6 protein-coding genes are annotated in these 14,611 nt (G+C 51.8%); 5 read left to right on the forward strand and 1 reads right to left on the reverse strand.

Features of this window, described 5'->3' with window-relative positions:
• The first annotated feature begins 186 nt into the window (after positions 1-186).
• The 4 genes from ACE419_RS08995 (at position 187) to ACE419_RS09010 (ending at position 12,233) form a co-directional block, all read left to right on the forward strand.
• Positions 187-5,883, forward strand: a complete 5,697-nt coding sequence (locus tag ACE419_RS08995) for a UvrD-helicase domain-containing protein (protein WP_435721776.1) — start codon at positions 187-189, stop codon at positions 5,881-5,883.
• 95 nt (positions 5,884-5,978) lie between these two features.
• Entirely contained in the window at positions 5,979-6,656 is a 678-nt protein-coding gene (locus ACE419_RS09000) for a hypothetical protein (RefSeq protein ID WP_435721777.1), read from the forward strand.
• Positions 6,657-6,841: 185 nt separating this feature from the next.
• Positions 6,842-11,545: an EAL domain-containing protein gene (locus ACE419_RS09005; protein ID WP_435721778.1), complete on the forward strand. Its 4,704-nt coding sequence runs from the start codon at positions 6,842-6,844 to the stop codon at positions 11,543-11,545.
• Between the two features lie 244 nt (positions 11,546-11,789).
• Positions 11,790-12,233 carry an Hsp20/alpha crystallin family protein gene (locus ACE419_RS09010; RefSeq protein ID WP_432646945.1) on the forward strand — a complete coding sequence of 148 codons (444 nt, stop codon included), beginning with the start codon at positions 11,790-11,792 and terminating at the stop codon, positions 12,231-12,233.
• A 105-nt stretch (positions 12,234-12,338) separates the two neighbouring features.
• Here the strand turns inward: ACE419_RS09010 and ACE419_RS09015 are convergent, their stop codons facing one another.
• Positions 12,339-13,019, reverse strand: coding sequence for a Crp/Fnr family transcriptional regulator (locus ACE419_RS09015; RefSeq protein WP_435721779.1), 681 nt, complete (start codon positions 13,017-13,019; stop codon positions 12,339-12,341).
• A 205-nt stretch (positions 13,020-13,224) separates the two neighbouring features.
• On the opposite strand from ACE419_RS09015, the gene ACE419_RS09020 reads away from it, so the two are divergent.
• Positions 13,225-14,364, forward strand: coding sequence for a S1C family serine protease (locus ACE419_RS09020; RefSeq protein WP_435721780.1), 1,140 nt, complete (start codon positions 13,225-13,227; stop codon positions 14,362-14,364).
• Positions 14,365-14,611: the final 247 nt, after the last annotated feature.

The following is a 14,611-nucleotide window of genomic DNA, read 5'->3' on the forward strand; positions in this document are numbered from 1 at the left end:
GTTGGCAGGGAAAACGGTATCTTGAGTCGAAATTGTTTTATAAGACTTAAAAAAGAAATTAGTGTGTCTTCTTGCAGGAGGATAAACGTGCGGACGAAACAAGTAAATGGTCCTGCAGGAAGATGCGCAAAAGAGGTGCCGCCTCTGGAAAAAACGGCGAACAAGAATATGAGGGGAAGTGGGTTTATGTGGCTGGCAAAATTGCAGATGGAGGTTTTTCGATTTCCGACGGACGGCGTCAAGATGGTCGCGAAGGTCGTGAATCCTCACTATGCCGAAGTCATTAAACGGAAACTGTTGGAGCAGGGAATTGAGGCGGAAATCGGCAAGTCGCTTGATGTGACGAATGACCTTTCTCTGCGCGGTTTAAGCGAGGGGGCAAAAACATTTTTTCAACGGGAGCAGCTGGCGAGACATGCCGGCTGGAGCCGTTCTGTGCGCGATAATCTGGAAAAATGGATTGCGGCCGGCGGGCTGCAGGATGAGGATGAAGTCGTCAAACGCTATCAGCCGTTTTTTCCGAAGAGGGTCTGGCCGTATTTTGAGGAGCTCGTGCTGACGACGTATCGTTATATCTGCAGCCGGATGAATCCTGACGTCATTGCCAAGGAGTTCATGCAGGATTTTTATGATTTGACGGAGGGGAAGTGTCTGCGTATCTGCCGCTGCTACGATGAGGAGACGCATCTTCTCGTGGAACAGGCTGTGCGCGCAGAACTGCCGGAGCACGATTTTTGCTGGCTTGACTGCAAGGGCGTCAATTCATCGGACGCAGAGAAGGAACTCGTAAAACACATTTTGCCGGCCAAGGGGCAGGATGAAAAAGAAAACGAACTCTATGATTCTTTATCGCGTTGGCTCAACCGCTATCGGAATCATTATCAAAATCCTTCTGACCTTGAGAACGCCTTTGCTTATCATGTGGAAGAAATGAAGCTGTCATCAAATCTGGCCAAAGTCGCCGCGATGATCTGGAAGCGCTATGTCGTTTGCAGGGAAATGAAGAAGCAGGAGATTGCGGTCAATCATCTGCGCAGTTCCAATCTGCAAGGCATGCTGGAAGATTATTTTCATATGGATATTCATGGCGGTGTCGAGCTGAAAGAAGGAGCCCGTCAGGCGGCCGCGAAAAAATGGCTGCGCAAACAGAGGGAAGAAGCGGAACAGAAGAAAAAGGCGGCGGACAAAAAGGATAAGAGTGACTTTCATATCAAGGATGATATGGCGGAACTTAAGAAGCTGGTAAAAGCGGCCGTGCCGGCAAAAAAGGCAGACAGCACGGAAAAATCCGTTCAGGGAAATCATGCCGCACGTCCGGAAAGTCTCATTAAGGACAGCCGCGCTTATCTGCTGCAGATTTTAAAGGGCATGCCGCTTGGAAGTCAGCTCAGTCAGGAAAAGCAGGCAGCGGAGAATTTTACAGAGGCAAAACTTGCCGGCGTGCGCAGGGAGACGGCTGACTTTCTCGCGTATGCGAATGCGCAGAAAGTCGATATCATCAGCCGTCTGCAGTTCTTTACGGAGCAGCAGAGCAAAAAAATTCGTACGCATAAGCAGCTGACGAATGCCCTGCTTCATCAGGAGATGATTCCTTCGAGCTACAAGCTGCTGCTGCACGATATTTTTGCGCATATGCCTAAAAAATCCGAACCGAAGGCCAAGAACAGCCATTACCTCAAACGTCTCAATTATATCAATCAGGCAAACGGCGGCAAAAATAAGCAGGAGGTAAACGAAAGCGGCAAGGAAAAGTCGGATTTGTCAGCATCGCAGCCAGACAGTCAGGATGCTACTGCTGTCGATAAAAGTCAGCTGTTTGAGGAGGTACTGGCCGGGGAGCGTGCGTATTTTGCCGGTGACCATGCAGAAGGCAGGAAGAAAGAACTGCCTTTGACGGAGCCTGAGGCCATGCAGGCTTATACGGCGCTGATTCACTGCCCCCTGCAGACTCCTGCGGATGCGTATCTTTTTGCGGCTTCGGCAGCTCTGCTCTTTGCGTACAGCCGTCAGCAGCAGCAGGTTTCTCCTGCATATCTGTCGCAGCCGCTCGGCCGTCTGAAGCAGGCGAAAGTCATTGAGGCCAATCCCAATATCTGCACCTACGCGAAGGATTTCTTTTATCTCGTGGTTTACGGACTGCGGTTTCAGATTGGCGAGGCCCCACCGGAGGCTGCGGCTTCGCCGCTTGTGACTCTTTTGCGTCAGGATGATGAGGTCGATGCCTGTAAAGAGCCGTTTGTCGCTTGGCAACGGGCACTTCATTGTCAGCGTGAATGCGGACAGGCCGAAGTGACGGAAAAAATCGAAGCGGACCTGAAACGGCTGGCAGACGCTATGGAGCGGGGACAGGCCTCCATGACCGAAGAGGGCGTTGTCTATCACTGGGGGCCGGACCTTGAGGCCGAGGTCCGCGCGAACAGGCCGCTTGCTTATCTTTTAAAGGAAGAGGCCGCAGGGAAAGAGTGCGCGCGTTTCCGCAATCCCGAAGAAGCGGCAATCATCCGCGCTTTTCTGCAGCGTGCTTTTCCGGACCGGCCGTTTGTCATTTTGGACAGAGAGAATGTACCAGAGAAGACGCTGGCTGCTTTCAATGAGACATGGCCGGCTTACGGTGTCTACGATGTCAGCAAAAAAATGCATTTTCTGCTGGCCACGGCCCGCACGCAGGAAATGGCGGAGCAGATTGCGGCTCTCTTTCATCAATACAAGAACCGCATGTATAAAGCCGTGCCCGTGAGTCAGGAACGCGAGTCGGAAATCGCGGCGTATCATGGCGTTGTGCCCGAGGCGATTCTTCATCTGACGGGCTTTATCGACCCGCAAAAGACCCTTTATGAAGAAATCTATGACTTTCTCATGGAGGACGGTTCGGCTGTCTACATGAAGGCGCTGTTTGAAAAGTACTACGCACTGTTCCCTGTGAAATGCAGGAAGAATGTGCGCGGTGAAATCCGCTCCTTTATGTTCCATATCTTCAAGCGCGTCCGCTATGAGGCGGAGTATGCCGTCCAGGAAGATGCCAGCAGGATTCTGACAGAGCCGAAGTGGCAGGAATATGCGATGAAGGTTTTCCGCGGTGAGGAAGCAGCAGAGCTCGGCCCTGCAGAAGAGTCCGAAACGAAGGAACAGCCGACAGAGTCCGACAAGTCCGACGAAAGTCACGAAGTTTCTCAAGACGAGCAGGACAGTCTTGCGGCAAGGACCGGCTCTGCCGCAGAAAAAGCAGAAGAAAAGGGCGAGCAGGAAGAAAAACAGGGTCTGCAAAATGGAAAAGAGGCAGAAGAGGCCGCTTTTTCTGAGGCAAGTGACATAGGGAAAAGCAGGAAAGAAAGTTCAGAACCCAGGGAAAAATCAGCATCTGCAAAAACGGCCGAAAAGTCAGCGGGCAAACTGCGCGTGCCGAAAAAGCATAAGGAACATGTCGAGCTGTTCCGCGGCATTCAGTTTGACAAGCATATTTTCCGTCATGTGCCGGCCGCGTATCAGGAGCGGTTTCGGCGGACGTTTGCCAAGCGTCTTGAAAAGATGCAGTCCATTTTCAATGGCGAGCACAGGGCTGCGGGCAACGACTTCAAGATGGTCGCAGGCGCACATGGAAAACGCGTGTTTAAACGGCGCATCGGCGATCACCGCCTGAGCATGGTCTACAAGGACGGCATTTTGACGCTTTTGGCACTCAGCAGCCACGACCGGCAGATGGCCGATATTCGCAAAATCCGCGGCAAGAGCATTGGCTATGTCTACTACGATACGGCTGACTTTCTGCATCAGCTCGATGCGTGGCAGGAAAAGGGCGAACGCAAGCATATTTCGCTCGGCGATTACCTCGCGACGCCGACGCATTTTGTCTTTGATGAGGACCAGAAGGCCATCATCGAGAGCACGGAGAAAGCCGAGAATCTCTCGGTTATCGGCAATGCCGGTGCGGGAAAGTCGGTCGTCGGCCTCAAATGGCTGCGCGAGGAACTCAAAGAGCCGCATCACGATGCCCTCTATCTGACAATGTCGGAAAACCTCGCCTATACGCTTGCCTTCACCTTTGACAAAGAGCAGATGGAGCAGGGCAGTTCCCTGCCCTCAAAAGCCGAAATCCGCACGACATTTGACTTTTTACGCGCAGAAGTCAAGGAAGCCTATCCGCAGATTCCGGAACAGAAGCTTTTAAACGCCGCGCAGAGCTTTGCTGAATTCGTCAATTTCTGGCAGGCCGAGGTCGACTGGACGCAGTTCTGGAATCATAAGGACAAGGCCTTTGCGAGCCAGACGGAGGAAATGACGCGGCTTTCGGCCTGGCGCGAGATTCACGGCATTATCAAGGGAGCCGTGCCCGAGGATGTCGATTATCACCGACTTGATAAAATTCGGCCGAATCTTTCGGAGAACGAGTATCAGAAGCGGCTGCAGCAGGAAAAGAAGGCCAGCCGCAGTACGGTGCTCTGGGAGACGACGCTTTACCGCGTTTATGAGAAGTATCAGGCTTATCTGCACCGTCACGGGCTTTTTGATGACAATGATATGGCAAGGCTGCTGCTGCGGAAAAAGCGCAGACATGTCAAGAAATACGGTGCAGTCTTTGTCGACGAATGTCAGGACCTCACGCAGATGGAGCTTTTGGCGATTTTTCATCTGCTCGACGGCACGCGCCGCAAGCGCATGGCCTCGGACCGCTGCCAGATGGTGCAGCCGACGTACTTCGATGAGGGCTGGATGCGCACGGCGTCGAACGACTACGACCGCGCACAGGGCCGCAAAATTGAAGAGATGGGCCTGAGGCCGCGCTTCCTTCATTACAATTACCGTTCGAGCCGCAGCATCATCGAGTTTCAGAATTATCTCGTGCAGTATTTCCGCAGAGGGGGCCTTTTGACGCTGCGTCAGGATGAGCTGAAGGAAATTGCCGTGCCGCCAATGACGGCGAGCGGCATGAAGCCTGTCTGGGTCATGGCGAGTGACAAAAACCGCGAACACCTCATTCATGACCTTTGGCGCAAAGTGCCCGCGAGTGACTTGCAGACGATTTTTGCCTTTGCCGGCTCGCCGTCGAAACAGGACTTCCCGCTGACAGCCGAGGATGCCGTGACGGACATCATTCACTGCAAGGGCATGGAGTATCCTTCGGTGCTGCTCTACAACATCCTATCGGAGACGCGCGACAATCCGGCTCTCGCGTGGAAGTATTTTTACGTCGGCGCGACGCGCGGCAATGCCTGTCTGATCATCTACGAAGAGGCAGCAAAGCCGGGCACGAAGCTCTATGAATTCCTCGAAGATGCCGCGATTGAAGGCCTAATCGATTATACGGACGACCTTTTAGGCAAGGCCGACTACGGCGAGATGACGTGGCTCGGCTATCTTTATCAGAGCATCCATGAAAATACCGATGAAAATCGCATGGAGACGGCCGAAAATGCCCTGAACTTTGGCCAGTACGAGCTGGCCCTGAGCATTTACGCGGCCGAAGGCAAGGACGAGAATATGATTGCCTACTGCCGCGGACGCGTCAAAGAAAGTCACGGCGACTACAAGGCGGCCCTGCAGTCGTATGCGGGCCTCGCCCCCGACTGGTCGAACCGCGGCCGCACGCGCCAAAATGCTGCCGAGACCATGCTGACGCGGCCGGATGTAGAAGGCCCCGAGTTTTTGGCGGCCTTCTGCCTGACGGGCAGGGGCATGCAGGATTTTGTCCTTCAGGCGAAGAAAGCCTGGCAGTACAAATACGGCGAAGTGAGGAGCAGTCATTTCTATACAGCTTTGTATGAAGCGTTGCAAAATTATCCGTTCCTTACAAGAGCCTTTGCCAAATGGACGTGGCAGAAAGAAGCCGCCATCGAAAAGGCCGGCGAAGCCATCGCGGCAGCCGCTGACTTATGGCCGCTGACCTGACAATTAGACAAGAGCGCAAAAAAGCACAAATATATGCATCAATCCATGCAGGAATTCATGCAAGCACAGAAGATAGAAGAAAGTAGGAAAGCACTATGTCATTTGATACAAAAGAAGACCTCGCCCATGTCTGCGAGTCGGTCATCAACTACCAGAAGGGGCTCGAGGAAATCGAAAAATACATCGGCCGTCTCAATGAGTATGTCGCAAATCTTGATAAGGAGCTCAAGGAGACGGATGCTGCGGGAAAGTTTGCCGCGTACGGCCAGTCTCTGGCAGAATTACAGGAGAATGCGGAGAAAGTCAAAGAGCTCACAGAAAGCCTGCGCGACGGCGAGCGCGGAATTTTCTCGGAATCGCGTGTCATCAGCAAATTCAATTATAATGTACGCCATTTTGAAGATGCCATGAAGGCCTTCAACCAGCGCGTTGACAGCCTGAGCCAAAAGCTTTACAACAAGGACTTCAACAACGCGATTAAGGCCATGAATACCATCGCTGAGGACTCGAAGCAGTCGGCCACGTATGAATACCGCCATGTGACGAGCCACGACTACGATATCCTCATGCACGAATATGAGGAGTCACTCAAGAAATGTAAGCAAAAGGGCATCGTCACGCGCTACCTCGCGGCCATGACCGAAACACTTGTCGAAACGAAACTCAAGCGCGGGGAGTTTGAATCGCTGCAGCGGCTGACGGAAAAGATGCTGCACAGTGACACGAAATCCCTGCAGAAATTCCTTGAAACCGTACAGAATGAGAAGGACTGACCGATGTAAAAAGATGAAAAAGTCCAGCGCTGGACTTTTTCAGTTTGTGGTGTTTGGCAGCTGCCGCTATTGACCGTTTACAAGCAAAACAAATTGTAATAAACTGAAACTGTCAAATAAGCAAGGCAGATAGACGTAAGAAAGATGATCACGATGGTGTTTTGACAATAGGATGGTTGGTTGGCATGAACAGGAAGAACGAGGCATCGAGAGAAGAGGTCATGAATCTTTTCCCCGGCGGCGTGGTTTTGATCTCCAAGGATGCAGAAGAAAAGATATTAGCCGTAAATGACAAAGTCTGTACTATGTACCAGTGTGCATCAAAAGAGGAGTTCCTTGCCCTGACTGGCGGGACTTACCGCGGTATGATGAAAGCGGATGCATACGTGCCGCTGGCAGAAATGTACGCAAGGCGGGCCAAAGATGTTGAGGACGACCCGAAACTGTATCATTTTTTAGTGCGGTCCAAGGAAGGTCATTTCCGCCGGCTCGAAGTGCTGTTATCCCCAATCGAGGATCCGCAGTATGGCCCGGTGTGGTCGCTGCATATCATGCCAAACCGCATACGCGAAGAGGCCTTGGAAACGGACCATATCACAGGCCTGATCGGACGGTATGCTTTTTACAAGAGGGCTTTGGCCGTTGCAGCCGTGGATAAGGAAAAAGGGATACTCGGACGTCATGTACCGGTTTATATCAATCTGACGAATTTTAAACTGTATAATGCCAATCATGGTCTGGAGGCAGGCGACGAGCTCCTGCGCAAGCTGGCCAAATGCCTGCGGAAGCAATTTCCTGAGACGCTCATGGCGCATCTTTCGGCGGATAATTTTGCCATGCTGGCGGAACGGGCAGATCTTGAAGAGAAATTATTGGCACTGTCTGATGATTTTCGTGCCCAAAATGATGATCCTTCGGTTGCTCTTAAAGCAGGAATTACTTTGTATGAAAATCTGGCGCTGAAAAAACAGGTCAATCCGCGTCAGAGCTTTGATGCGGCCAAGATTGCGGCCGATTCCATCAAGCAGGATGCCAGCCGCGTCTATGCCATCTACACGGAGGATATGGGGCAGCATCTTGCTGAAGCCGCTTACATTCTGCGTAATTTTGAGCAGGCCTTGCAAAAAGGCTATATCAAGGTCTTTTACCAGCCCGTCGTGCGTACGCTGACGGGAAGGCTCTGCAGCGTGGAGGCTCTGGCCCGTTGGGTAGACCCTGAGAAAGGGCTTCTGAGTCCCGGACAGTTCATCCCTGTGCTCGAAAAATCCCGTCTGATACCAAAGCTTGACTTCTATGTCATCGAGCAGGTAGCGAAACTAATCCGTTTCCAGATTGAGAATCAGCGCCCGCTCCTGCCCATCTCGGTCAATCTGTCGCGCGTGGATTTTGACAGCCTTGACCCCGTGGCTGAAGTCGAGAAAATCGTCGAGCGCTACCAGCTGCCGCGCAGCCTTCTGCGCATCGAGATTACAGAAACGACATTGGCCATGAACGGGAAAAAGCTCCGGATGGAAATCCAGCGCTTCCGCAAGGCTGGCTATGAATGCTGGCTCGATGATTTTGGCAGCGGTTATTCCTCACTCAATGTGCTGCAGCATTTTCAGTTTGACGAAATCAAGCTCGATATGTCTTTTCAGAAGCACTTCAATGAGGAAAGCAGAAAAATCCTTCGTTCGCTCGTGCTCATGGCCAAAAATCTCGGCATCCATACGCTGGCTGAGGGTGTGGAGACGAAGGAGCAGGCAGACTTCCTCGCTTCGATTGGCTGCGAGAAGATTCAGGGGTATTACTATGCCAAACCGCTGCCTTATGAAGCCTGCCACCGTTTCTGCTATGAACAGAAATTGATTTCAGAAAAACCGACGGAAGCAATGGTCATGGAAAAGGCCGGTCTTATCAATGTGATGACCGATCTTCCGGTCGCTGTATTCTGGTACGATGGCAAAGATAAGGCACAAAGCCTTTGGGAAAACCGCGCCTTCAGAAAAGTTCTGTATTCTACGGTAAACTTAAAGATCCATGGGAACAGGCGGGTCATGGAGCTCACCAAAACACCGGTCCTGCGTCAGTTCAAAGAGCTTCTGGATACGTCCATCCAAACGGGGAAAGAAGAAGTCCTGACGTATGTGTATAACGGCCAGTACATGAAAATCAAGGTGCAGATGCTTGCCGGCGGTCCCGGCATGCATACGGGCAAGGCGGAGCTCTATAATATTACATTTGACAGCTCGTTCCGCAATACACACAGGCTCGATAAAATCTCTCATTATCTGCTGCAGGTCTATGACGGCTTTTATTTGTACCGCGGCAGCAAGGATGAAGTTGAGGTCATCAGCTCGCTTCATGCTGTCGGCTTGACGGGAAAAAGGATTTCCCGCCGGCAGTGGATGACGCTTGAGGAGTACATCCATCCGGATGACAGACAGCGGTTCCTCTCCTGGGTCGCGCCGCGGATTCTCTACAGGCAGGCACAAAAGTCGGGCCGCTCTCTTGCCGTCGGCATGTTCCGCGTCCGCCGCGATGATGGGAATTATTACTGGCAGGAATTTGATGCACTGGCTCTTGGCCAGACTGCCGAAGGGAATATCCTGTTTTGCATCAAGGATGCGCCTATGGAACGCATTAAGGATCGGGAAAACGTGCTGCCCCATTTTCTCAAGAGCTTTGGCATTGCAGCAGCACTTCCTGTCGCAGGCGGCAGTAGAATTGACCCGTCTACGGTCTTTCATACTATTAAGAATTCACGGGAGATCAAGTTCTTTTGGAAGGACACTGAAAGGAGATTTGTGGGGGCCAGCCGCGCCTTTCTCGATTATTACGATATTCACGATGAGGCGTCTATCCTGGGCAAGACGGATGAAGACATTGGCTGGCACGTGGATATTGAACCCTATAAAAACATCGAAGAAAAAGTCCTGCAGAATGGCATTTCTTCCTATGGGGCCTTGGGCAGATGCATCATCCGCGGCCGTCTGCATACCATTCGCGCGACAAAGGTACCACTTTATCGAGGCAATCGGATCATTGGCCTCATGGGCTATTTCGAGGACCTCGATCAGGAGGAACGTGCCTACGAAAATGACATGAAGCTCGGTTTGATTAATCGGGAAACAGGTCTTGCCGGTTTCCGCGGCATAATTTTGGCTGGCTTAGAGTATTATGGCAATTACGAACGGAAGCAGGAAGACTTTATCTGTATTTTGTTTCATGTTCCGAAACTCAATGAAACCGCGCAGATTTACGGTCATGAGACATATGAAGCCCTGCTGGCCAGGATCAGCCGCATGATGGAGCGGCTTTGCACGCTTGACGATGTCATCGGTTATCTTGGCAATGGGAAATACCTGCTGTTCATGAAGTATAAAAAAGAAGCAAGGCTTGATGACCGTCTGCTGCGCCTGGCGAATAAGATTCATGGTATCCGTGAAGTCCGTGGGCATTCCATCACGCTGTATTTGCAGTGGTCTGCGGCTTATGGCTCGGAAGCGGGCAATCTCAATGGACTCCTGCAGCTCCTTTATGAACGTCTGGACGAGGCAGAACAGCAGCGGTACGGTCAGTCCATTTACGTGGGCGACCGCATTGCCTTTGACCGTGAAGCCTTTGATACGAGCGACCAGAATGTCATGATGAGCCGTCTTGACAATAATGAATTGCTTTATGTCAACAAAGCAGGTCTGCGTGACCTTGGCCTGCCGGAAGACTTTGACTATCGCGGCATGACCTGCCATAAACTACTCTGCGGCCTTGATTATCCCTGCCCGGACTGCCCGCAGTCCATGCTGCGACGCGACCGCTTCTATACGCGCACATATCATAATCGGAAACTCGGGAGAGACTATCTCATCCAGCACATCCTCGTTCCGTGGCGCGGCAGGAACTGTCATCTTGAAATGGCGACGAATCTCCATCAGTATATGAAAAATGAAATTGAGAAGAACGAGATTCTCTTCAAGGAAATGGCCGTCAACGATGCCATTGAAATCGGCCTGCGCGAGGAAGATCCTTCGCTTGGCATCCAGAATATGCTGGCCCGTGTCGGCGAAATCCTCGAATGTGAAAAAGCCGATATTATTGAGGAAATGCCGGATGACACCGTCAGCAATACGTATGAATGGTGCCGTGAAGGCATTCCTTCAACGAAAGCGGAGCTGCAGCATATCCCGCGTGAGGATGTACAGTTCATTTATGACAATTTCAACACGGACCAAATCGCCATCATTGAAGACGTGGATAAGTTTCTTCATAAATACGGCAGGGCAAAACCGCATATGAAAGGACTCAAGAGTTTCATTTCCGGTCATTTGATTTTTGCCGGTCAGTCCATCGGCTATACGGAAATCGTCAATCCTTCCGAGAAAATCCTGAAGGAAGCAAGTCCGCTGCTGGCGACGCTGACACGCTTCCTGTCCATCCTGATCCGCAACCGCGACAACGTACATCGCCTGAGTCAGATGAGCTACGTTGACGTTATGACGGGCACACAGAACCGCAGAGGCTTCTTGAAATACGCGATGAACCTGCCTGCCGGCAGGCAGACGGCCTTTATTTTCGGCGACATGAACGGACTCAAGTACATCAACGACCACTATGGCCATAAGGCCGGGGATAAAGCCATCCGCATGGCGGCCAATCTCATGAAGGAAATGGTCGGCACGGGCAATGTTTTCCGCATGGGTGGGGATGAATTTCTCATGGTCATCAGCGATATGGACAAAGAACAGGCTGAAGAACTCATCCGTCATATGAAGAACCGGTTTAAGAATTGTCATCTCAGCATGGCTTTTGGCGCGGCTGTCCAGACTACGCCAGTCCAGAATGTCGATACCATCATCACGGAAGCCGATGGCGAGATGTATAAGGACAAGAAACATCCGCGCAAGTCGTAAGGGCAAGAAAATAGCATACCAGATAAAAAAAGAGAAGTCCGCGGCGGCTTCTCTTTTTTATTTTTTCTTTTTGACTTATTGACTTTTTGACCAATATGAGTATAATAAGAATTGTAGCGAGGATGAAGGGCCTGAGAAAAGAAAAAGCAAGGTCCAAAGTCCTCAGCACGATGAACAAATGGTTTTGATTCACCCCTGAGCAAACGCTCAGGCAGCATCGAGACGCTGAAAGGGGTTTTTGATTATGTTTGGTTTGGTTCCATTTGTTTCCAATAACGATCTTCAGAAAGAGGACAATGTATTTGACCGCCTCATGAATGCCTTTGATGAGCCGTTCATGCAGGATTTCCATACGCCGGATTTCAAAGTCGATGTCAAGGATAATAAGGACAGCTACGACCTCATGGCTGAGCTGCCGGGCCTGAAGAAGGAAAATATCTCCCTGACTTATGATAATAACTACCTGACGATTGCCACGAAGAATGAGCAGTCCGATGATGAAAAAGATGAAAAGGGCAATTATGTCCGCCGCGAGCGCAGCCAGAGCAGCATGAGCCGTTCGTTCTACATCGATGATATTGATGAGACGAAATGCACGGCCGACTACAAAGACGGTGTTCTGACCGTCCATATGCCGAAGCTGACCGAGACGCGCCCAGCTGGTCATACCATTGCAATCAATGGCTAATAGCCATTTGATTCCATAATAAACTTCCCTCAATTTTCTCTCTCTCCAATAGAAAGGCGGGAACCGCAATCCCCAAGCGGTTCCCGCCTTTTTTATCTCTTCTGGTTAATCGTGTTTCAGGAAGAAGCGCCGTCCCTCGATGCGCAGCAGGCCTTCATCCTGCATGAGGCCGAGTTCGCGCGACAGGGCGCTGCGGTTGACGCCGAGGAATTCGGCCATGGCCGTCGTCGTGAGCTTGACGAGGACGGAGCCGTCTTTTGCGTGCGGCAGACCGCCGAGGAAGATGCCGATGCGGTCGCGCAGCTTTTTCTGGCTCAGGATGCGGACCTTGTAATTCTGGTAGATATTCTGACGGGCGAGGCCGTGGATGAGGTTCATTGCGAGGTGGTACTGGATGCCCGTGAGTGCTGCTTTTTCCTGATGCATGGCCGAAAGGTCGACGAGTAGGACGATGCTGTCACGCAGGGCTTCGAGCTGAATCGGGCTGTGCGGCGGCTGCACGCAGCCAAGGGCCTCGCCGTAGAGTTTGCCTGCGTCAAAGCGGTTGATGCTGATTTTCGCGTCGTTTTCGTTGATGAAGGAGCCCTCGATGCTGCCGGAAAGGACGATGCCGGCATAGCGGAACGGCTCGTCGAGTTGCTGCAGAATTTCGTGCTTTTTTAGATGCACGGCTTTGGCGTGCAGAAAAGTCAGGGCTTCTTCGTACTGGCTGGCCGGAATCCCCATGAGCAGCGGGCAGGCCGCGAGAACTTTCTCGTATTTTTTGATAATCTTCGTTTCTTCCATGCAAAATTCACCCTTTTTCATTTTGTTTCCCTAAAGAAATCGTATCCTTTTCTTTAAGGGAATGTCAATTCTATTTTTGTCACCATGATGACAGAAATCACAGTCAAAATAAGCTATACTATACATGTGGCAGAAAACAGCCCCTTCTTCGGCTGCCGGCAGGGCAGGATGAAGAGACTGATGAAAATGGATGGAGGGGTTCTTTATGAAATCGTTCTTTAATTTGCTCCAAAGCAAAAAAAATAAAAAATTGGCTGTAGCACTGGCCGTGGCCCTGTCGGCCGCGACATTTGCGGGCTGCTCTTTAGGCTCGTCTTCAAGCTCAAGCAGCAGTTCCTCGGGCAGTTCGTCCGCCGCACAGCAGCAGGCAGCCAATTATGATAATCTCTCGGATGCCCGCAACACGCCGACTGTCCGCGCCGCAAAGGCCGTCGGTCCGGCTGTCGTCGGCATCACGAATAAGGCCGTGGCGCGCGACTGGTTCAACAATCCGGTACAGAGCGAGGGCGTCGGCTCGGGCGTCATCTTCAAGAATGACGGCGGCAAGAGCTACATCGTGACGAACAACCATGTCGTCAAGGGCGCCAGCGAGCTCATCGTCTCGCTCGCCGACGGCCGCAGCCTCAAGGGCACGCTCGTCGGCACGGATGAACTCACGGACCTCGCGGTCGTCAGCGTCGACGACGGCAATCTGACGACGGCTGACTTTGGCGATTCGGACCAGATTGTCGTCGGTGAGTCCGTCATTGCCATCGGCAACCCGATGGGCCTTGAGTTCCAGGGCACGGTAACGCACGGCGTCATCAGTGCCCAGAACCGCACGCTCGGCGATGGCGATGAACGCGTCAAGCTCCTGCAGACGGATGCCGCCATCAACCCGGGCAACTCCGGCGGCGCGCTCGTCAACATGGACGGCAAGGTCATCGGCATCAACAGCGCGAAAATCGTTGCGAACGGCGTCGAGGGCATCGGCTTCGCCATCCCGTCGAATACGGTCCAGAACATCGTCGATGCCATTATGGCCAAAGGCTATGTCGCCCGTCCGTACCTCGGCGTTTCGATCTTCGACCAGCAGACGGCAGCCCGCTACGGCTATCAGCTCAATATCAAACAGGGCATCTATATCTTCCAGGTCGTTGCAGGCAGCCCAGCTGACAAAGCCGGCCTGCAGAAGGGCGATGTCGTCCTCAAAGTCGACGGCGCTGAAGTCAACAGCGTCAACGACATGCGCGCCAAGATTGCCGAGCATAAAGTCGGCGACACCACGACCCTGACGATTGAACGCAACGGCCGCGAAAAGACCGTCGACGTCACGCTGAAAGAAGCACCGAAGGATAATCAGTAATCCGTAAAATATAGGCTTCGCAGTCCTCACTGGACAGGCCGAAGCATCCCGTTAAAAAGGCGGCTGTATGAGTTTTTTCTCATGCAGCCGCCTTTTTGTGTCGTGAATATGGCAAAAAGTCCAGTACTGGACTTTTTCGATTTCTATGGAGTGATTTTTCCAATTAAATTGGAAAGAATTAGTTACTCAATAATTTATTAGTAAATTGATATTCCGCAGTTTTTCTCTTATCATGATAGACGTTACA

Source organism: Mitsuokella apri, assembly GCF_047974105.1.
Classification (GTDB): domain Bacteria; phylum Bacillota; class Negativicutes; order Selenomonadales; family Selenomonadaceae; genus Mitsuokella.

Coding starts and splice junctions, on each gene's coding strand:
- ACE419_RS08995 (WP_435721776.1), top strand. CDS start 187: ATGTGGCTGGCAAAATTGCAGATGGAGGTTTTTCGATTTCCGACGGAC.
- ACE419_RS09000 (WP_435721777.1), top strand. CDS start 5,979: ATGTCATTTGATACAAAAGAAGACCTCGCCCATGTCTGCGAGTCGGTC.
- ACE419_RS09005 (WP_435721778.1), top strand. CDS start 6,842: ATGAACAGGAAGAACGAGGCATCGAGAGAAGAGGTCATGAATCTTTTC.
- ACE419_RS09010 (WP_432646945.1), top strand. CDS start 11,790: ATGTTTGGTTTGGTTCCATTTGTTTCCAATAACGATCTTCAGAAAGAG.
- ACE419_RS09015 (WP_435721779.1), bottom strand. CDS start 13,019: ATGGAAGAAACGAAGATTATCAAAAAATACGAGAAAGTTCTCGCGGCC.
- ACE419_RS09020 (WP_435721780.1), top strand. CDS start 13,225: ATGAAATCGTTCTTTAATTTGCTCCAAAGCAAAAAAAATAAAAAATTG.